General features: G+C 75.4%; 7 protein-coding genes. 5 read left to right on the top strand and 2 right to left on the bottom strand.

The window, feature by feature from the left end; translation table 11 throughout:
- Position 1: 1 nt before the first annotated feature.
- Both OG689_RS34970 and OG689_RS34965 read left to right on the top strand, forming a co-directional pair.
- Entirely contained in the window at positions 2 to 2,152 is a 2,151-nt protein-coding gene (locus tag OG689_RS34970) for a DUF6571 family protein (protein ID WP_266325062.1), read from the top strand.
- A 9-nt stretch (positions 2,153 to 2,161) separates the two neighbouring features.
- Entirely contained in the window at positions 2,162 to 3,274 is a 1,113-nt protein-coding gene (locus OG689_RS34965; protein WP_266325060.1) for a hypothetical protein, read from the top strand.
- 217 nt (positions 3,275 to 3,491) lie between these two features.
- Here OG689_RS34965 and OG689_RS34960 read toward each other — a convergent pair whose 3' ends face one another.
- Positions 3,492 to 4,067, bottom strand: a complete 576-nt coding sequence (locus OG689_RS34960; protein WP_266325058.1) for an RNA polymerase sigma factor — start codon at positions 4,065 to 4,067, stop codon at positions 3,492 to 3,494.
- Between the two features lie 14 nt (positions 4,068 to 4,081).
- Positions 4,082 to 5,398, bottom strand: a complete 1,317-nt coding sequence (locus OG689_RS34955; RefSeq protein ID WP_266325056.1) for a protein kinase — start codon at positions 5,396 to 5,398, stop codon at positions 4,082 to 4,084.
- A 1,349-nt stretch (positions 5,399 to 6,747) separates the two neighbouring features.
- Between OG689_RS34955 and OG689_RS34950 the strand changes: the two genes are divergently transcribed.
- The 3 genes from OG689_RS34950 (at position 6,748) to ccrA (ending at position 20,937) form a co-directional block, all read left to right on the top strand.
- The gene (locus tag OG689_RS34950; RefSeq protein ID WP_266327657.1) at positions 6,748 to 15,711 is read left to right on the top strand and encodes a non-ribosomal peptide synthetase; all 8,964 of its coding nucleotides are present in this window, start codon (positions 6,748 to 6,750) and stop codon (positions 15,709 to 15,711) included.
- Positions 15,704 to 19,552, top strand: a complete 3,849-nt coding sequence (locus OG689_RS34945) for a beta-ketoacyl synthase N-terminal-like domain-containing protein (RefSeq protein WP_266325054.1) — start codon at positions 15,704 to 15,706, stop codon at positions 19,550 to 19,552. Before OG689_RS34950 ends, OG689_RS34945 begins: the two co-directional genes overlap by 8 nt.
- A gap of 149 nt (positions 19,553 to 19,701) precedes the next feature.
- The gene (gene ccrA, locus OG689_RS34940) at positions 19,702 to 20,937 is read left to right on the top strand and encodes a crotonyl-CoA carboxylase/reductase (protein ID WP_266325052.1); all 1,236 of its coding nucleotides are present in this window, start codon (positions 19,702 to 19,704) and stop codon (positions 20,935 to 20,937) included.
- Positions 20,938 to 20,964: the final 27 nt, after the last annotated feature.

Genomic DNA, 20,964 nt, shown 5'->3' with positions numbered 1-20,964 from the left:
GATGGTCTCCTTCCAGGAACTGCACGAAGCGAACTTCTCCGGCATCGTCGACACCGCCGAGGCGTGGTCGGGGCTGGCCAAGGCCCTCGAAGGTCTGGACACCCGGGTGGGCAACGAGCTGACCAACACCCCGCAGCGGGCCGGTTGGGAGGGCGCGTCCGCCGACGACGCCAAGAACACCCTCAACCGCGTCGACCAGGACTTCACCCTGGCCGCCGCCGTGGCGCGCAGCGTCGCGGCGATCGTCGCCGACGCCGCCGACGACCTCAAGGCCGCCCGCCGCACCCTCGACCAGACGCTCGACGACGCGGCCGCGCAGAAGCTGACGGTCGCCGCCAACGGTGACATCAGCTGGCCGCCCATGCAGGGCGTGCCGCACAACGACCCGGACTCCCAGCAGGTCTCCGAGGACTACCGCAAGGAGATGAAGGGCAAGGCCGACGCCGTGTCCGACCGGATCAACCGGGCCGTCGACCAGGCCACCGCCGCCGACCAGCGGGCCGCCGCCGCCCTGCAGACCGATGTCGGCAGCAGCACCACCTCCTTCAACTCCGCGCCCTACGGCGGCGGCGACGCGGCCGACGCCAAGCGCGCCGCCGATCTGATGAGCAAGGGCGGCAGCCTGTCCGACGACGAGCTCAAGCGCCTGCAGAACCTGATGGCCGCCAACGCCGGCTCCAAGGACTTCTCCACCACGCTGCTCAACAGCCTCAACGCGGGAGGCAAGAACGGCCCCGAGGCGCTGCTGGAGTACTCCAAGATCTACGGCGACCTGGGGCGCGGCGACCACAACGGCAAGCAGTACCAGGATGTCTACGGCAATCTCTCCCAGGTGCTCGCCACCGCCACCAAGGACGGCGGCATGGGCAAGGACTGGCAGGACGGCCTGCTCAAGGCCGCCCGCGAGGGCAGCCACGGCTCCTCCAGCCCGTACAACACCAGCTACGACGTGCTGACCGACCTGATGGGCGCCAAGGGGGACTTCGACAAGGAGTTCCTGAACAAGGTCGGGACCGACCTGATCGACTACGAGCGCGGCAGCAAGGCCAAGGGCGAGGACCTCTGGGGGCCCGGCTACACCGCCGTCACCGGCAACCAGGGCGACCCGATGGGCGGCCTGATGCAGGCCATGAGCCGCAACCCCGAGGCCGCCAAGGGGTTCTTCGACCCGGAGGGGAACAAGAACCTCGACTACCTGCTCAAGGACCGCGACTGGCCCAACAAGGGGTACGAGGAGAAGCAGCTCGACTCGATCGCCCGGGGCACCTCGCGCGGCACCTTCGGCGACGCCCTGGAGGCGGCCACCACCGGACGCGACCCGCACGGCAACCAGCCGCCCGTGCACCCCCACGACCCGGCGATGGCCCGGATCATGTCCAACACGGTCGCCACCCTGGGCGGCGAGCGGGCCGGTGACGAGAACAAGCTGCCGGCGGGCCTGCGCCACCCGCTGGGCAACATGATCGCCGACTACGCCCCGGACACCCACGAGATCCTCGGCAAGGAGATGGGCGGCGAGTCCGAGACCAGCAAACTGACCGTCACCCGCGACCAGCTGCTGCGCACGATCCGGGGCGTCTCGGAGGACCCGGAGGCATACAAAACGATCCACTACGCCGAGACCCGGGAGATCGCCCGCCGGATGGACACCTACGGTCCTGAGGCGATGCAGCCGGACGGCACCGGGCGTCCGAACCCCAAGTTCGCGGGCTTCGTGCAGGAGTCCGGCCAGGCCCTCGGCTCCCTCGACGGGGTGCGCTCGGACGTCATCACCGACCACCGCGACGACCAGATCTTCCGCAACAACTGGAACTCGAAGATCAATTACCACATCCTCGGAACCCCCGCGAACATCATCTTCGGCCCCGCCGGCGACCTGGCCCAGCGGCTCGTCGACGTCGGCACCGCCGACTACGCGAACAAGCTCAACGACGAGGCCTCCAGCGTGGCGACCGGCAAGCTCAGTGACACCTTCTCGGCCGGCGACCAGGAACTCGGCGCGATGATCCGTCAGAAGGCCGCCCAGAGCGGGCTCTCCCAGGACCAGATCAAGGCCACCGGCGGCGTCCCGCAGAGCCTCATGGACGAGGCGACCACCAACTACAGCACCGCGATCGACCGGACGTACCGGTCCGCTCTCGGCCGAAGCTAGCGGGCGGCAGTGAACCCTCGACACGACGAAGCGCCCGCACCGCGGACGGCGGGCCCGCCGGCGGGACTCGACCGGTCCCTCACCGCGCGTGGCTTCACCACCCGGCGGCTGCGCCTGCGCGCCGCGGCGGTCGTCCTGCTGCTCGCGACCGCCGGCACCGGCGCCGTCCTTCAGCAGCGGACGAACGTCCTCGGGCCGGGAACGGTCTGCGGCGGCGCCGTCGGCGCGGACGCCGTCCAGGCCGCGCTCGGCCCCGGCCGGGTCAGCCAGACCCGTTTCGACGAGAAGGCCGCCACCGTCTACAACGCCCCCGCCTGGTGTTCGGTGACGGTCGGTCAGGGTCTGTTCGGCGGTACGCGATCGGCCACCTTGCGGGTCCTGCTCGACCCGACGCACCCCGCCGCCGAGGCGGCCCCGGACGCCCGGCTGTTCGCCACGGCCGGCACCGCCCCCACCCCCGGCGGTGGGGGCGGGGGCGTCACGGCCTCGACCGGCTGGGCGCTGCTGCCGGCCGGCTGCACGCCCGGGCTTCGCGTCCATGTGGAGGTCACGGGCGACAAGCCGTCCGGTGACCGGGCGAACGGTCTGGCCCGGCTGGCCACCGAGGCGGCCGGCGGTGTCGCCGCGAAGAACGGCTGCTCGAACGGGCCGACGCCGACGCCGGGAGCACTGTCGGCGCAGGGCGTGCCCCGTCCGGTCGACTTCGGGGCCGTCTGCGGGCTGCCCGCGCTGGCCCCCGCCCGCTCGACGGCGACGGACGGCACCTACCGGGAGCAGGCGACCACCGCTTTCGGCCCGCTCTGGGCCTGCGAGATCCGGGACGGGACCACGAAGGACCGGGTGGCCGCCTTCACCCTCACCACCGAGCCGCAGCTCCTCGGTCGCGCGGACGACCAGCCGGAACCGCACGAGGGCACCGGCGCCTTCGGCCGGGCTCACCCGGCCGAAGGCAGCGACGACGCCATGACGGCCACCTGTCACGGCAAGCCGGTCCGTTTCCAGCTCGAACAGCGGAAACTGCCGACCGCGCAGGGGCTGCTGTTCCCCGACCGGGACGGACTGTGGCGTCAGTTCCTGACCGCCGGCGGCACGGCGATCGGCTGCGAACCGATCCTGCCGTAGCGCGGTCCCGGTCCCCCGCCCGGAGGCCGGCCTGTTCGCTCAGGCCGGCCTCCGGGCCCGCGCGGCACCGGCGACGGCCGCCCGCCGGCCCCGCGCCCGGATCGCCTTCGCCCCGGACGGCGGCCGGTCAGTCCGAGGTCGGACGGCGACCGGACAGCGGGATGCCCAGGTCGGACGGCGGCCGGATCGCGGGATGCCGCGGTCGGACGGCGACCGGTCAGGACGAGTTCTGGTGCCAGGCGCTCTGGAAACTCCGTCGGGCCCGGTGCAGGCGCGATCGGACCGTGCCGACCGGCAGGCCGAGGGCGGCGGCCACCTCCTGTTCGTTCAGACCGTAGACGGCCCGCAGGGTGAGGATCTGGCGGTGGTGGTCGGGCAGCCGCTCCATCACGTCGGAGATGTGCACGGCGTCCAGCGGGTCGGCGTCCTCGGCGAGGTTGGGCAGCAGGTCGCTGGGGGCCTGACTCAGCCGCTTCTTGGTCCGGATCGCCTCCCGCACGGTCACGGCGCGGACCCAGCCGTAGAAGGCGGTCGGATCGCGCAGGCCCCGGACGCCGCGGAAGATCGCCAGCATCGCGTCCTGCGCGGCGTCCGCGCTGTGCTCCCGGGCGATGGGCAGGCAGAGCTGCCGGACGAAGGCGGCGATGTGCCGCAGGAGGTCGTTCGCCGCCCGGTGGTCACCGGCCTGGGCCCGCACCAGCAGTGCCGCGACGTGGAGTTCGCGCAGGTCCGGTGACCTCCTGGGCGGGTGGACGCGCGGGCGGGGGGCGGCGGAGCAGGTGGGCGTCGTCATGGTCGGCACGCTCCTCACCCCACCGCGGCCGCGCCGTGGGCGCGGTCGGCGAAGGCGAGCAGGACGGTCTCGGTGTCCGCTTCGAGGGAGCTCATCTGCTCGTGACTGAAGCACTCGGTGCTGTAGGGGAGTTCGATGGCGAGGCGGCCGCCGAAGGAGGTCACGCAGGCCATCAGCGGTCCCCGCCCGGCGCGCGGGTAGTACTCCTCGCGGACCGGGACGAGGCGCAGGTCGGTGAGCTCCAGACCGGGCGGCGAGGTCGGGCCCGGCTGACTGCCGAGGTTGGTCACGATGAGGCTGGAGGCCAGCAGCGCCGGGTTGCCGACGACCTCGGGGAGGATGTGGGTCTCCGGCACGAAGTCGCCCCGCCCGACGGCCTCCCGCAGATGGGCGACGACCTGCCGGCCCAGCTCCAGCGGGTCGTCGTCGCCGCCCACGTCGAGCACGTCGAGGAAGCCGGTGACGGCCGGAATCATCACCTCCCGGTCGATCGGCGGCGTCACCCGGCTCCGGAGGTCCACGGGCGACAGGCAGCCGAGGGCCAGCGGGGCCGGGCCGACCGCCAGCCGGCGGCGGAGCACGCTGAGCAGCGCGCCGCTGACCAGGCCGTGCACCGACAGTCCGGCCGCTTTCGAGAACCGCACGAGTTGCGCCGTCCGCTCCTGGTCGAGCAGGACCCGCCGGACCTGCACCCGTTGCCCGTCCTCGGCCGCGACCCCGGCCGCGGCTGCGGCCCCCGCTGCCGCCGCGGCCTCGTAGGGCAGGAACGCGATCGGCCCCCGCTTCGACTGCTCGACGCGGCGCCGGAGGTGTTCCGCGATCTCCGCCGGGGCGCAGGGCGGGAGCAGGTCGGTGGCCGCGGGCGGCCAGTCGATCGGCCCCTGCGGCTTCTCCGGCGGCGGGAAGGCGCCGTCGGCGAGGTCGGCGTACGTCCGCCAGAGGGCGTCGAACAGCGCGATGGCGCTGTGGCCGTCGGTGATGGTGTGGTCCACGCTCAGCACGAAGGTGTGCTCGGTGGTACCCCGGAGAAGCACGGCGCGGACGAGCGGGCCGTCCGCGGACAGCGGGGTGTTCATCTCCTCGGCGAAGGCGGTCGGCCCGTCCGGACGTACCGCCAGCACCGGTGACTCGCCGGCCAGCGGGACGAGCGCGAGGGCACCGTCGACCTGGCCGACCCGGCTTCGCAACGACGGGTGTCCGGCGATCTTGGCGTCGAAGGCCGCCGCCAGCACCTTCTCGTCGACGTCTCCGAGCACCCGACAGGTCAGCACGGCCCGGCTCCGGGACGCGCTGACGTACAGGGTCTCCGCCGGGGACAACTTGCGGTGCATACTCCACAGGCCTTTCATCGTCTGCGTTCGCCCGGGCGCCGTGCCGAAGCGCCGGGGCTCACTTCACGGGTGGTGTGCGGGTGCGGTGCCGGTACGGGTGCGGTGCCGGTACGGGTGCGGTGCCGGTACGAGTGCGGTGCCGGTACGGGTGCGGTGCCGGTACGAGTGGTGAACGGGGCGGGCCGACGGCATCCGGCCGGGAGCCCGGAGTCGGCCGGGCACGCTCGGCCCCGGTGGCGCGTTCGGCCACCGGGATGCGGTCAGGTCGGGTCGGTCGGGATTGCGGTCGCTGCCGTGGAAATACGGCGCCTGCGGTCGGACAGGGTCGTACGCCGCCGATTCCGCCCCCGTGCCGGAAGGCGGTTCGGCGACGTGGACACGGGAATTCGTACATCGCGCCAAGGTGGACCGAGGATGACTCTCACCGGATCGCTCAGGTTCACTCCAAATGAACGTGCGGTGACTCGCCGGACGGCGTGACGGCCTCGGCAGTGCGGGTTTCCACCGGTTTCCCCCCGAGTGGCTGGTGCACCTGAAGTGACGCGCGCCGACATGCCTCCCCGATCTGGATGAGGTGAGCATGCCGCGCCAGTCAAGCGGAGTCCCGGCACCTTTTCAAGGGGGCCGCAAGCGACCCCGGCATATCCCGGCGCACCGAAGCCGGCCGAAGGTCCACCTGTTTTCCCAGGCCGGAGTGGGTATGACAGGGGTCGTTCACTGACGGTTCGTCACCGGCGAGATTTCCCGGAGGCGGATCGGCGCACGCCGTGGCACCCGACTGCAGGCGCCCTCCCGTGACCCGCCGGCGCGGACCGGCGCACTCCGGCAAGTTTCCCGATTCCCTTGAAAAGCTCCGGCCACAAAGGTTGAATGTGCCTCCGGGGGCTCCGTCGGTCGCCCCCATGCCCGCCATGCGGTGCCGCGCAACGGCGTTCTCAGCGCACATCTTTCATCGCACTCATGATCGCTCCAGCCATCTTCGGGCACGATCAGGACTGCGCATTCCGCGGATCCGCGGCAATTCCGCGTCCGGATTCGACGAATTCGGAGACCTCCGGATCCGGCGCAGCAACCCCCGGCGACCCGACCGGCGCAGTGTCGCGCCCACCGCGCCGGGGTCCGCCCGAAGACCCGCCCCGAACCTCCCCGCGGCAGCCGCCGTGCAGCCCGGCCGGCTGCCACGACGCCCGTGCCGCGGCCCGCTCCTTCGCCGCCCCGCCGCCACGGCCGGCCCGCTCCCGGCCCGACCCCGGCCCGCCCTCGACCTAGGACGATGCATCGTGTTTCAGGACCGACATGGATCCGCCTCCTCCACGCCGACCGCGCGCACCACCCCCGAGACCTGGGAGCTGACCGGCGCCCAGCGGGGCATCTGGTACGGCCAACTGCTGGACCCGGCGAACCGGGTCTACAACACCGGCGAGTACGCGGAGATCCACGGCCCGGTCGACAGCGCGCTCTTCGAGGAGGCCCTGCGCCGCTCCACGGCGGAGGCGCAGACCTTCGGCCTGCGCTTCACCGACACCCCGGACGGCCCGCGCGCCACCGCGGCGCCCCCGGCCGACCCGGCCCTGCGCCTGGTCGACGTCGCCTCCGAGCCCGATCCTCGAGCGGCGGCCGAGGCGTGGATGCGGGCCGACCTGCTGACCCCCGTCGACCTGATCGAGGGACCGCTCTTCGCCAACGCGCTCGTCCGGGCGGCCGACGACCACTGGTTCTGGTATCTGAGGGCGCATCACATCCTTCTCGACGGCTACGCCTTCACCCTCGTCCTGCGGCGGGTGGCCGAGGTCTACACCGCTCTCGCCGACGGCCGGGAGCCGCCGCCGCACCCGTTCCCGCCGGCCCGGCTGCCGATCGAGGAGGAGCGCGCCTACCGGGGCTCGGCCCGCTTCGAGCGCGATCGCGCCCACTGGGCGGCACGGTTCGCCGACCGGCCCGCCGTGGCCGGTCTCGCGGCGGGCGGCGCAGCGCCCTCGGCGCCGTTCCTGCGGCGCAGGACCGACCTCGACGGACCCGCCGCCGGGCGGTTGTCGGCCGCCGCCGCCCGGCTGGGCGTCGGCCGCACCGAACTGTTCCTCACGGCGGCCGCCGCCTACGTCCACCGGGCGACGGGCACCCCGGACGTGGTGCTCGGCGTGACCACCATGAGCCGCTCCGGCTCGGCGGCCCTGCGGACGCCCGCCACCATGTCCAACATCCTGCCGCTGCGCCTGGCGGTGGCACCCGGCGACACCCTCGCCGACCTCGGCCGCACGGTGGCGGCCGAGCTGCGCGACGTCCGCCGGCACCAGCAGTACCGCGGCGAGGACCTCCGGCGCGACCTCGGGCTGCTCGGCAGCGGGCGCCCGCTGTACGGGCCGGTGCTCAACCTCGTGCCGTTCACCCACGACCTCCGGTTCGGCGCGAGCCCCGCCACCGCCGGGCACCTGACCGGCGGTGTGGTCGAGGACCTGACGATCACCGTCCGGCCGCACCCCGCCGGCTCGGGGCTGCGGATCGACGTCGACGCGAATCCGGCGCTGTACGGCGAAGCCGCGCTGACCGACCACCAGGAGCGGTTCCTGCTGCTGCTGGACCGGCTCGCCGAGGCCCCGCCCGGGCTCGCCGTCTCCCGGGCGGACCTCTTGAAGCCCGGCGAGCGGCCCGAGCCCCACCGCACACCCGGCGCGGCGCCGGCCGCCGACGCCACCCTCCCCGCCCGCTTCCGGGCCCAGGCCGCCCGGACCCCCGACGCGGTCGCCGTCCGCGACGAGCACACCGACCTGACGTTCCGGCAGCTCGACGACCGGGCCGACCGGCTCGCCCGGCTCCTCACCGAGCGCGGCGCCGGCCCCGGCACGCTGGTGGCACTGGCGCTGCCGCGCTCCGCGGAGCTCGTCGTCGCCCTCCTCGCCGTCCTCAAGTCCGGTGCCGGCTATCTGCCGCTGGACCCCGGCTACCCGGCCGAGCGGCTGCGCGCCGTCTGCGCCGACGCGGCGCCCGCCCTGCTCGTGACGGACGCCCGGACGGCGCCCGCCCTGCCGGCCTTCGGGGCCCCCGCGCTCGTCCTCGACGACCCCGCCACCGCGCTGGCCCTTACCGCACCGGCCCTCGCCGCGGACGCCACCACCGCCGCCCCCGCGGTGCCCGCCCCGGGCGACCTCGCCTACGTCATCCACACCTCGGGCTCCACCGGCCGCCCCAAGGGCGTCGAGATCACCCACGCCAACGTGGTCCGCCTCTTCGAGACCTCGGCCGCCCACTTCGGCTTCGGCCCGGACGACGTCTGGACGCTGTTCCACTCGTACGCCTTCGACTTCTCGGTCTGGGAGATCTGGGGCGCCCTGCTGCACGGCGGCAGGCTCGTGGTGGTGCCGCACGCCACCACCCGCTCGCCCGCCGACTTCCTGGAGCTGCTGCGCCGCGAACGCGTCACCGTGCTCAACCAGACCCCCTCCGCCTTCCAGCAGCTGATCCTGGCCGACCGGGAGGCCCCGGCCGACGCCGCCCCGCTCGCCCTCCGCCAGGTGATCTTCGGCGGGGAGGCGCTGGAGCCCGCGCGGCTGCGCCCGTGGGTCGAACGCCACGGGGACGAGACCCCGGCGCTGGTCAACATGTACGGCATCACCGAGACCACGGTGCACGTCACCCACCACCGGGTGACCCGCGCGCTCGTGGCGGAGCCCGGTGGGCGCAGCGTCATCGGCACCCCGCTGCCGGACCTGCGGGTCCACCTGCTCGACCAGTACCTCCAGCCCGTCCCGCCCGGATGGACCGGCGAGATGTACGTGGCCGGGCCCGGCCTCGCCCGCGGCTACCTCGACCGGCCCGAGCTCACCGCCGACCGCTTCCCGCTCGACCCGTTCGGGGCGCCCGGGGAGCGGATGTACCGCACCGGCGACCTGGCCCGCCGCGCGAACGACGGCACCCTCGAGTACCTGGGCCGCGCCGACCAGCAGGTGAAGATCCGCGGCTTCCGGATCGAACCCGGCGAGGTCGAGTCCGCCCTGCTGGAGCATCCCGGCGTCGCCCAGGCCGCCGTGGTCGCCCGCGAGGCGCCCGGCGGCGGCGACCGGATCCTGGTCGGCTACGTCGTCCCGGAGCCCGGACCGGCGCCGGAGCCGGCCGGGCTGCGGGCCCACGTCGCGGGCCTGCTGCCCGAGTACATGGTGCCCGGCGCGTGCGTACTGCTCCCGGCGCTGCCGCTGACCGCGAACGGCAAGCTGGACACCCGGGAACTCCCCGCCCCGGACTTCGGCGCGGCCGGCAGCGGCGGCAGCGCCGGGGCCACCGCCGCCGAGGCACTGGTGTGCCGCCTGTACGAGGAGGTGCTGGGGCTTCCCGCGGGCACCGTCGGCACCGGCGACAGCTTCTTCGACCTGGGCGGGCATTCGCTGCTGGCCGGCCGCCTGGTCGCCCGGCTGCGCGCCGCGACCGGCGCCGCGGTGGCCGTCTCCACGGTCTTCGCCGATCCCACCCCCGCCGGGCTGGCCGCCGGGCTCGCCGACCCGGCCGGCGGCCCGGCCGGCCGCCCCGCCCTCGTCCCGGGGCGGCGCCCGGACCTGATCCCGCTCTCGTCCGCGCAGCGGAGCATGTGGTTCCTGAACCGGCTGGACCCCTCGGCCGCCACCTACAACATCCCCCTGGTCGTCCGGCTCGACGACGCGATCGACCAGGACGCGCTGCGGGCGGCCCTCGCCGACCTGGCCGACCGGCACGAGAGCCTGCGCACCGTGCTGACCGGGAGCGACGGCTCGCCCCGGCAGGAGATCCGGCCGGCCGGCACCGTGCGTCCGGCCCTGCGGGTCGTCGACTGCCCGCCGGAGGAGATCGACCCGTACGTGGCGCGGGCCGGGCGGCACCGCTTCGACCTGACGACCGACACGCCGCTGCGGGCCGGGCTCTACGGGCCCGGTACGGGCGGGCAGGTGCTCGTCCTGGTGCTGCACCACAGCGCCGCCGACGGCTGGTCGCTGCGCCCGCTGGCGGACGATCTGTCGCTCGCCTACGCCGCCCGGGCCGAGGGCCGCGCACCGCGCTGGGAGCCGCTCGCCGTCCAGTACGCCGACTACGCGCTCTGGCAGCGCGCCCTGCTCGACGGCCGGGCCGACCCGGACACGCCGATCGGCCGCGCCGCGGGGTTCTGGCACACCGCGCTGGCCGGGCTGCCGCCGGAGCTGCCGCTGCCGACCGACCGGCCGCGCCCGGCGGTGCCCGGCCGGCGGGGCGGCGGGCTGTCGGTGGCCGTCGACGCCGAGCTGCACCGCGCCCTGCTGCGGCTGGGCGAGGAGAGCGGCGCGAGTCTCTTCATGGTGCTGCAGGCCGCGCTGGCCGCCCTGCTCACCGGGTGGGGCGCCGGCACGGACATCCCCGTCGGCACCCCGGTGGCCGGGCGCTCCGACGAGGCGTTGGACGACCTGATCGGGCTGCTCACCAACACCCTGGTGCTGCGCACCGACACCTCGGGCGACCCTGAGTTCCGTGAACTCCTGTCCCGGGTAAGGGCGTTCGACCTGAACGCGTACGACCACCAGGAGTTGCCGTTCGAGCTGCTGGTGGAGGAGCTCAACCCGGTGCGCTCCCCCGCCCGGCATCCGCTGTTCCAGGTGATGCTGGCCCTGCAGAACAACCGCCCGGCGGTCCTGCGGCTCGGCGCCCAGGAGGCACGGTTGACGCCCACCCCGACCGGGACGGCGAAGTTCGACCTCTTCGTGGACGTGCTGGAGTACCGGGGCGAGGACGGCTCCCCCGGCGGGCTGCACTGCCACGTCGAGTACGCCGCCGACCTCTTCGACGCGGCGACGGTCCGGGAGCTGGCGGACCATCTGCACGCGCTGCTGGCGGCCGTCGCCGCCGACCCGTCCGCCCGGATCTCCGCGCTGCCCGCGCCCGCCGCACGGCCGGCCGCCGCCGGGGCTCCCACGACCGGGCAGCTGTTCGACCCGGCGCCGGTGGAGCGGGCCGTGCTCGCCCTCGGCGGCATCCGGGACTGCCTGGCGCTGCCCCCGGACGGGCGGGAGCCCGGCCGGCCGACCGTGCTGGCCGTGCCCACCAGGGCGGGCGCGGTCGAACAGGCGGCCAGGGCCCTGCACCGGGCCGCGCCGGACCCGGCCCGGGCGCCGCGCCTGGTCGCGGTCACCGACCTGCCTCGGACGGCGGACGGCGCACTCGACCCCGTCGCGCTGGACGCCCTGCCCAGGATCGACGCGGACCTCGCGGCGCGGTGGCAGTCCGCCCTGGCCGCCCTGCCCGGGGTCGCCGGTGCGACGGCGGACCTGGAGGAGCCGGTCGAGCCGCTCGGCCGCCGCCGGACGGCCACCACGCGACGCCCGACCTCCAGCGGGCAGGACAGCACCAGGCAGGACGGCACCGGGCACGACGGCACCGGGCAGGACGGCACCGGGCACGACGCCGGCGGGCACGACGGGCCGCCGCCCGGCGACGCCCCCGCCCCCTCGCTCAGCGAGGGTCCGCCGCTGCCCGAGCCGACCGTCGGGACATGGGCCGAAGCGCTGCGCCGGGCCGCGACCGGCGGCCCGCACGCCGAGGTGGTGCACGTCCGCGCCGACGGCGGCAGCGTGCGCCGCGACTACGCGAGCCTCGCCGAGGAGGCCTCCCGGGTGCTGGGCGGGCTGCGCGAACGCGGCCTGCGGGCCGGCGACCGGGTGATCCTCCAGTGCGACGACACCGAGGACTTCCTGGCGGCCCTGTGGGGCTGCGTCCTCGGCGGCTTCGTGACCGTCCCGCTGACCGTCCCGGCCACCTACCGCACCGCCTCCGCCGCGGTGGCCAAGCTGGAGGGCATCTGGCGGATGCTCGACCGGCCGTGGATCGTCGCCTCCGCCGGGAATGAGCCCGGGCTGCGCGAGCTCTCCGGACGGCCGGGTGAGCCCGCCATGCGGCTGGTCACCGTGGACGCGCTGCGGCAGGGGCCGGCCGACACCGGCTGGCACCCGGCCCGGCCGGACGACGACTTCCTGCTGCTGCTGACCTCCGGCAGCACGGGCCTGCCCAAGGCCGTCCGGCTGAGCCAGCGCAACGTGCTCGCCCGGACGGCGGCGGCCGCCGCGATGAACGGGCTCACCGAGGACGACGTCTCGCTGAACTGGATCCCGCTGGACCACGTCACCGGCGTGGTGATGTTCCACCTGCGGGACGTCTACCTCGGCTGCCGGCAGGTGCACGCACCGACCTCGTGGATCCTGGAGGACCCGCTGCGCTGGATGGACCTGGCGGACCGTCACCGGGTCAGCGTCACCTGGGCGCCCAACTTCGCCTTCGGGCTGCTCGGCGAGCACGCGCACCGGGCGGCCGACCGCCGCTGGGACCTCTCGCCGATGCGCCTGGTGATGAACGCGGGCGAAGTGGTGGTGGCCGCCACCGCGCGGCGGTTCCTCGATGTCCTCGCGCCGTTCGGGATGCCGTCGACGGTGATGCATCCCGGCTGGGGGATGTCGGAGACCTGCTCGGTGGTGACCGACGCCCCGCTGGCGCGCGAACCCGTGCCCGGGGAGGGCGGGTTCGTCAGCTGCGGGCTGCCCTACCCGGGGTTCGCCATGCGGGTGGTGGACGAGCGGGACGCGGTGGTGCCGGAGGGCACCGTCGGCCGGTTCCAGGTCCGCGGCGCGTCGGTGACCTCGGGCTACCACGACAACCCGGAGGCCAACGCCGAGTCCTTCACCGCCGACGGCTGGTTCGAGACCGGGGACCTGGCCCTGCTGCGCGCCCGGGAGCTGTACATCACCGGCCGCGCCAAGGACGTCATCATCGTCAACGGCGTCAACCACTACAGCCACGAGATCGAGGCCTGCGTCGAGGAACTGCCCTTCGTGGTGCGGAGTTTCACCGCGGCCTGCGCGGTCCGCGGCGACCGCGCGGCGGGGACGGACGAACTCGCGCTCTTCGTCCACCTGGAGCCCGGCCAGGACGTCGCACAGGCGCTGCGGGCGATCCGCGGCAAGGTCACCCGGGAGATCGGCGTCAGCCCGGCGTACCTGCTGCCGGTGCCGCAGGACGCCGTCCCCAAGACCGAGATCGGCAAGATCCAGCGGACCCGGCTGCGCGGGCGCTTCGAGGCCGGGGAGTTCGACGAGGCGGTCCGCGAGTCGGAGATCCTGCTCGGCACGGCCGCCGGGGTGCCGGACTGGTTCCTGCGCCCGGTCTGGCAGCGCGCCGAACCACGCCGGCGTCCCCGGCCGGCCGACCGGCACACCCTGCTGCTGGCCGGGACCGACCCGCTGTCCACCGCCACCGCCGACGCGCTGGCCGCGGCGTTGCGCCGGGAGGGCGGACGGGCCACCGTGGCCACCGCCGCCGACGCCTTCGAGCGGCTCGACGCGGCCGGCTACCGCCTGCGCCCGGACGCGCCGGAGGACCACCGGCGGCTGCTGGCCGCGCTCGCCGAAGACGACCGCCCGCTGGACGGCGTCGTCCACCTGGGCGCCCTGACCACCCGGCCGGCGGACCCGGACTCCGTCGAGGGGCTGCTGGCCGCCCAGCGCGAGGGCGCCGACAGCCTGCTCTGCCTGGCCCGGGCCCTGGCCGGCACGCACCCCCCGGAGCACGGCACGACGCTGCACCTGGTGACCGTGCAGAGCCAGGCCGTGCTGCCGCAGGACCGCCCCGGCTACGCCCACGCCGCCGCCGGCGGGCTGCTCAGGAGCCTGCCGGAGGAACTGCCGTGGCTGAGCGCCGCCGGCTTCGACGTGCCGGCCGACACCCCCGAGCGGATCGCCGCGCTGGTCCTCGCCGAGGTGTCGGTGCCGGTGACCGACGCCGAGGTGGCCCACCGGGCGGGGCAGCGCTGGGTCCGACGGCTGGCGCCCCTGCCCGATCCCCTGCCCGAGCAGCCCGCCGACCAGCGCACCGACCCGCGCACCGACCCGCTCGACAACCCGCGCACCGACCCGCGCACCGACCCGCGCACCGACCCGCTCGGCGAACCGCAGGTCGGCCCCGGGCCGGCCGCACCCGACGGGTTCCTGCTGGTCAGCGGCGGCCTCGGCGATGTCGGCAGCCGGATCGCCGCGCACCTGCTCCGCACCCCGGGCACCCGGCTGCTGATGGTCGGCCGGACCGACCTGCCGCCCGAGCAGTCCTGGGACGCCGTCCGCGCCGCCGGCGGACCCGGCGCCCGCCGGATCGAGGCCTACCGGGAGCTCCGCGCGCTGGGCGAGGTGCGGTACGCGTCCGCGGACATCACCGATCCCGCCCAGGTGCGGGCGGCGGTGGAGAAGGCCGCCGCAGCCTGGTCCGTCCCGCTGACGGGCGTCCTGCACCTGGCGGGCGGGTTCGACCAGGGCGCCGCCGCCGACTACGACCTGCCGCGCTGGCGCGCCGCGCTGGCCGCCAAGGTCACCGGCGGCTGGGTGCTGCACCGGCTGGCGACCGAGTACGCGGCCTCCTCGTTCCTGTCCTTCTCCTCCGTCAACGGCTTCTTCGGCGGCTCCATGAACGGCGCCTACGCCGCCGCCAACGCCTTCCTCGACGCCCTGGCGGTCCATCAGCGCGGCGCCGGACTGGATGCCCGGAGCCTGGCCTGGAGCATGTGGGACGAACTCGGCATGAGTCGCGGCTACGCCCTCAAGGCACTGACCGAGGCCCGCGGCTACCGGGTGCTGGACGAGGCCGACGCCCTGCGCTCCTTCGACCTGGCCCGCTCGGTGGACGCGCCGCACCTGCTGGTGGGCGTCGACCGGGGCGCGGCCTGGATACGCGGCCACGTCCTGGACCGGGCGCGCCCGGTGCACCGGGTGGCGGGCCGGGTGGCCCTGCGGGAGGGCGCCGACCTCACCGCCGTCCACCGGGGCGCCACCGACGCCGCCCGCCTCGCCGGCGCCGACGGCCACTGGGTGCTGCGGGCCGCCGGCTCCGCGCCGGCCGGCACCGCCCCGTCGCGGGAGGCGACCGGCGGGGCGGGCGCCGGGAGGCTCCGCGAGCTGGAGGACGCGCTGTCCGCCGTCTGGCGCCGGGTGCTGGGCCGGGACGAGGTGGGGGTCGAGGAGAACTTCTTCGACCTCGGGGGCAACTCGCTCCTGCTGGTCCGGGCCCAGACGACGGTCAACCAGGAGCTGGGCCGCGACCTGAGCGTGCTCGACCTGTTCGACCACCCGACGGTCGCGGCGCTGGCCCGCCACCTGGCGGGTGCCGACCCCGACGGCCGCACCGACGGCCGCACCGGCGCCCCGGCGGACCCGGCCGGGGCACCGGCACCGGCACCGGCACCGGCACCGGGCAGCGCCCTGGAGCGGGCCCGGCAGCAGGCCCAGCGCCGACAGAGCGCACGCAACCGCACCACCCGAGCGAGGACGAGGACCGAGAACGATGGATGAGACCGACGCGAGCCCCGCCGGACCGGACGACGCGATCGCGGTCGTCGCCATGGCGGCGCGCTTCCCGGGCGCCGACACCGTGGAGGAGTTCTGGGAGAACCTGGCGGCCGGGCGGGACTCGGTCCGCCCGATCACCGACGAGGAGTTCCTGGCCGCCGGGGGCGACCCGGCGGACCTGACCGACCCCCAGCTGGTGCGGATGGCCTCGGTGGTCGAGGGCATCGACCGGTTCGACGCGGCCTTCTTCGGCTGGAGCCCGGCCGACGCCGCACTGGTCGACCCCCAGCAACGGCTCCTGCTGGAGTGCGCCTACCACGCACTGGAGCAGGCCGGGCTCGCGTCCGGCGCCGACGAGCGGATCGTCGGCGTCTACGCGGGCGCCGGCGACAGCCGGTACTACCCGGCGCACATCCACCCGCGGTTCGCCGGCCGTCCCGGCTCGGTGTCGCTGGTGCACGCCGCCACCGCCAACTCGCTGGGCACGCTGGCGACCAGGATCTCCTACGAGCTCGGCCTGACCGGCCCGAGCCTGTCCCTGCAGACGGCGTGCTCGACCGGGCTGGTCGCCGTCCACATGGGCTGCCAGGCCCTGCTGGACCATACCTGCGACATCGCGCTGGCGGGGGCCGCCTCGCTGAACCCGTCCGCGATGCTCGGCTACCACCACCTCCCGGACGGCCCGTTCTCCCCCGACGGCCGCTGCCGGCCGTTCGACGCGGACGCCGCCGGCACCTCCTCCGGCGACGGCGTCGGCGTCGTCGTCCTCAAGCGGCTCGCCGACGCGCTGGCGGACGGCGACCGGATCAGGGCCGTGGTCAGGGGCTCGGCGATCAACAACGACGGCCGCCGGAAGGTGGGATTCACCGCGCCCAGCACCGAGGGCCAGCTGGAGGCGATCCTGGCGGCGCAGGTCGCGGCCGACGTGACCGCCGACTCCATCGGCTACCTGGAGGCGCACGGCACGGCGACCCGGATGGGCGACCCGATCGAGGTGGCCGCACTGACCCGGGCGTTCCGGGAGAGCACCGACCGGCGGCAGTTCTGCGCCCTCGGCTCGGTGAAGAGCAACATCGGCCACCTCGGGGTCGCCGCGGGGATGGCCGGCTTCGTCAAGGCCGTCCTGGCACTGGAGCACCGGCAGATCCCGCCGACCCTGCACTTCGCCACGCCCAACCCGCTGATCGACTTCGCGGCGGGCCCGTTCCGGGTCCCGACCGGCCTGGAGGAGTGGCCGGCCGGCGCGCAGCCGCGCCGGGCCGCCGTCAGCGCCTTCGGGGTCGGCGGCACCAACGCGCACGTCGTCCTGGAGGAGGCCCCCGCCCGGCCCGCGCCCCTACCGGCCCCGGTCGCGTCCGGCACCGGGCCGGCCTGGCAGGTCCTGCCGCTGTCCGCGCGGACCCCGGGCGCGCTCCACGGCCAGCGCGAGGGCCTCGCCGCACACCTGGCCGCCCACCCCGGCACCCGACTCGCCGACGTGGCCCGCACCCTGCGCACCGACCGGCCGGCCATGGCGTACCGGACGGCGGTGGCCGCCGGCAGCACCGAGGACGCGGCGGCCCTGCTGCGCCGTCCGCCCGCCGACCTGCCCGCGGTGCAGCCCGGCCGCGCCCCGGCGGTGGCCTTCCTGCTGCCCGGCGGCGGCACCCAGTACGTCGGCATGGGCGCTCAGCTGTACCGGGACTTCCCCGACTACCGCGACGCGGTCGACACCTGCGCCCGCATCCTGCGCCCCGTCCTCGGCCGCGACCTGCGCACGGCGCTCTACGAGCGCACCGACCCGGGCAGTGCGGACGCCTTCCTGTCGCTGGTCGTCACCGAGTACGCGACGGCCACCCTGATGATCGGACGCGGGGTGCGGCCGGACGCGTTCATCGGGCACTCGCTCGGTGAGTACACCGCCGCCTGCCTGGCCGGGGTGATGTCCCTGGAGGAGATGCTGCCCCTGGTGGCCGAGCGGATCCGGCTGATCGCCTCGGCCGGCGGGGCGACGGTGAGCGTCGACCTCGGCGAGGCCGAACTGCGCGGCCACCTCGGGCCGGAGGTGTCACTGGCCGCCGTCAACGGCCCCGCGGCGTGCACCGCCGCGGGCCGGGAGGAGGCGGTGGCGGCGCTGGAGGCCCGGCTGGCCGCCGCCGGTGTGCCGCACCGCCGCCTGCGGATGCCGGCCGCCGCCCACTCGCACGTGCTCGACCCGGTGCTCCCCGGCTTCGCCGCAGCGCTGCGCGGCGTGACGCTGCGCCCGCCCCGGACCGCGTACGTCACCAACGTCACCGGCGACTGGGTGACGGACGCGCAGGCGCTCTCGCCGCAGCACTGGCTCGACCACACCCGGCACACCGTCCGGTTCGCCGACGGCGTGGCCCGGCTCTGGGAGCGGGGCGCGCCCCTGCTGGTGGAGATCGGCCCCGGCGAGGTGCTGTCCAACCTGGCGCGGGCCGCCCTGGCCGGGGTGTCGCCGACCACCGTGCCGACCATGCGCCACGCCCGCGCCGAACGCCCCGACGGCCAGGTGCTGGCCGAGGCACTGGGCCGGCTGTGGACCGCCGGGGTGCCCGTCGACCTGGCCCCCGCCGAGCCGACCCCGGGTGACCGCCCGCCCGGTCGCCGGATCCAGCTGCCCGGCTACGCCTTCGACCGGCGCCGGCACTGGATCGACGCGCCCGCGGCCACCCCGCCGCCTGCCGCCGACCACCGGTCCGGCCCCGACGCCGACACGGACGCGACGGGCTCCGGCCGACCCGCGCCGGCGCCCGGGCTCGCCGCCCGCCCGCACCTGGCGACCCCGTACACCGGCCCGCGCACCGACCGCGAACGGGCGGTGGTCGGGCAGTGGCAGGAGGCGCTGGGGATCGACCCGATCGGCGTCCACGACAACTTCTTCGACCTGGGGGGCGACTCGCTGCGCGCCGTGGTGCTGTCCGCCGCGCTCCGCCGCGCCGACCTGCTGGACCTCCCACCCGCCGCCGTGCTGGCCACCCCCACCGTCGCGGGCCTGCTGGAGCGGGCGGACCGCGGCGGGACCGGCCCGGACGCCTTCGCCCCGCTGCTCACCCTGCGCGCCGGCGACGACCGGCGGCCGCTGTTCTGCGTCCACCCCGGCGGCGGTGTCGGCTGGCGGTACTCCGGGCTGCCGGCCCTCCTCGACCCGCGCCAACCGGTGTACGGCATCCAGGCGTTCGGCCTGGACCAGGCCCGCCCGGTGTCCGCCGACGCCAAGGAGATGGTCGAGTCCTACCTCGCCGTGCTGCGCGAGGTGCAGCCGCAGGGCCCGTACCGGCTGCTCGGCTGGTCCTTCGGCGGCCTGGTCGCGCACGCGATGGCCACCGCGCTGCAGCGCCGGGGCGAGGAGGTCGAGCTGCTGGCGATGCTGGACGCGCCGCCGGCCGACCCGCGCACGCCGAGCCCGGCGGCGATGGAGCACCAGGTGGCGTCCCTGCTGACCCGCATCGCCGGCCTCGACCTCGAGGACGGCGGGCCGGCCCCGGCGGTCTCCCAGGTGCTCGACCGGCTCGAACGCCACGAGCGGGACGGCTCCCCGGCCCCGGTGACCGCGGCCCAGGCCGCCACGATCGCGCGGGTGATGCGGAACAGTCTCACCATCGCCCCGGGGTTCGCCCCCGAGGTGTTCCGGGGCGACGTGCTGTTCTTCAGCGCCGACGACACCGGCGACCCGGCGGACCGGGCGCTCGCCCCGGCCAAGGCGGACGGCTGGCAGCCGTTCGTCGACGGCGTGCTGCGGGACCACCCGGTGCCCGGCGGCCACTACGAGATGACCGAACCCGGGCCGCTGGCGGTCGTCGCCGCCGTGGTGGCCGCGGCCCTGGCGGCGTTGGACGGCTGACCCGCCGTCCCCCCGACCCGGTGAACCCCCGGCCCGGCCCGGCCCGACCCGGCCCGACCCTGCCTGTCCCTGCCCGCACCTCCCCGTCCGTACCCCGCACCCGTCCGTACCCCGCACCCGTCCGTACCCCGTACCGTCAGGAGCACCAGATGACCAAGGACCTCTACGAACTCGGCGACGCCCCGCCCCTGGGCGAGGCCCCCGGCCGGATGTACGCCTCGGTGATCCGGCCGGAACGCTACGGCCGGCCGGCCGACGCCTTCCGGACCGAGGTCGTCGACGTGCCGAAGGTGGGCCCCGGGCAGGTGCTGCTGAAGGTGATGGCAGCGGGCGTCAACTACAACAACGTCTGGGCCGCCCTCGGCGAGCCGCTGGACGTGGTCGCCGCCCGCCGGCGCCAGGGGGCCGAGGAGGACTTCCACATCGGCGGGTCGGACGCCTCCGGCATCGTCTGGGCCGTCGGCGAGGGTGTCACCCAGCTCGCCCTGGGCGACGAGGTGGTGATCCTGGCCAACCAGTGGAACGAGGGCGCGGCGGACATCCGGCTGGGCGCCGACCCGACCACCTCCACCTCCCAGAAGGTCTTCGGCTACGAGGAGAACTACGGCTCCTTCGCCCAGTTCACCGTCGTGGAGGAGTACCAGTGCTTCCCCAAGCCGAAGCGGCTCTCGTGGGAGGCGGCCGCCTGCTACATGGCGACGGCCGCCACCGCCTACCGCCAGCTGTTCGGCTGGGAGCCGCACACCGTCCGGCCCGGTGACCCCGTCCTGGTGTGGGGCGGCGCGGGCGGCGTCGGCTGCATCGCGATCCAGCTCGTCCGCTGGGCGGGCGGCATCCCGGTCGCCGTGGTCTCCAGCGACGAACGGGGCAAGTACTGCATGGAACTCGGCGCCGAGGGCTACATCAACCGGCGGGACTTCGACCACTGGGGCCGGCTGCCCGCCACCTCGGACGAGGAGGCGATGGCCCGGTGGACCAAGGGCGTCCGGGCGTTCGGACGGCGTTTCTGGGAGGTCCTCGGCGAGCGCCGGGCCCCGCGGATCGTCCTGGAGCACTCCGGTGAGGACACCGTCCCCACCTCGATGTACCTGTGCGACAACGCCGGCATGGTGGTGCTCTGCGGCGGCACCACCGGCTACAACGGCGACGTGGACCTGCGCTTCCTGTGGATGCGGCAGAAGCGCCTGCAGGGCTCCCACACCGCCAACTCCCGCCAGGCCCACGAGGTCACCCGGCTGATCGCCCAGGGCGTCGTCGACCCCTGCCTGTCGATGACCCTCGGCTTCGAGGAGATCGGTCGGGCCCACCAGTTGCTCCACGACAACAAGCACCCGGCCGGCAACATGGCCGTCCTGGTGGGCGCCCGCGCCGGGGCCGCCGGCTGAGAGTGTCGCGGGGCGCCCGGCCGGGCG

The organism is Kitasatospora sp. NBC_00240 (assembly GCF_026342405.1).
GTDB lineage: Bacteria > Actinomycetota > Actinomycetes > Streptomycetales > Streptomycetaceae > Kitasatospora.
This window is presented reverse-complemented; position numbering and strand designations above follow the sequence as displayed.

Bases quoted from the DNA above. Each gene is read 5' to 3' on its own strand.
- OG689_RS34955 (WP_266325056.1), bottom strand. From the start codon at position 5,398: ATGCACCGCAAGTTGTCCCCGGCGGAGACCCTGTACGTCAGCGCGTCC.
- OG689_RS34960 (WP_266325058.1), bottom strand. From the start codon at position 4,067: ATGACGACGCCCACCTGCTCCGCCGCCCCCCGCCCGCGCGTCCACCCG.
- OG689_RS34945 (WP_266325054.1), top strand. From the start codon at position 15,704: ATGGATGAGACCGACGCGAGCCCCGCCGGACCGGACGACGCGATCGCG.
- ccrA (WP_266325052.1), top strand. From the start codon at position 19,702: ATGACCAAGGACCTCTACGAACTCGGCGACGCCCCGCCCCTGGGCGAG.
- OG689_RS34970 (WP_266325062.1), top strand. From the start codon at position 2: ATGGTCTCCTTCCAGGAACTGCACGAAGCGAACTTCTCCGGCATCGTC.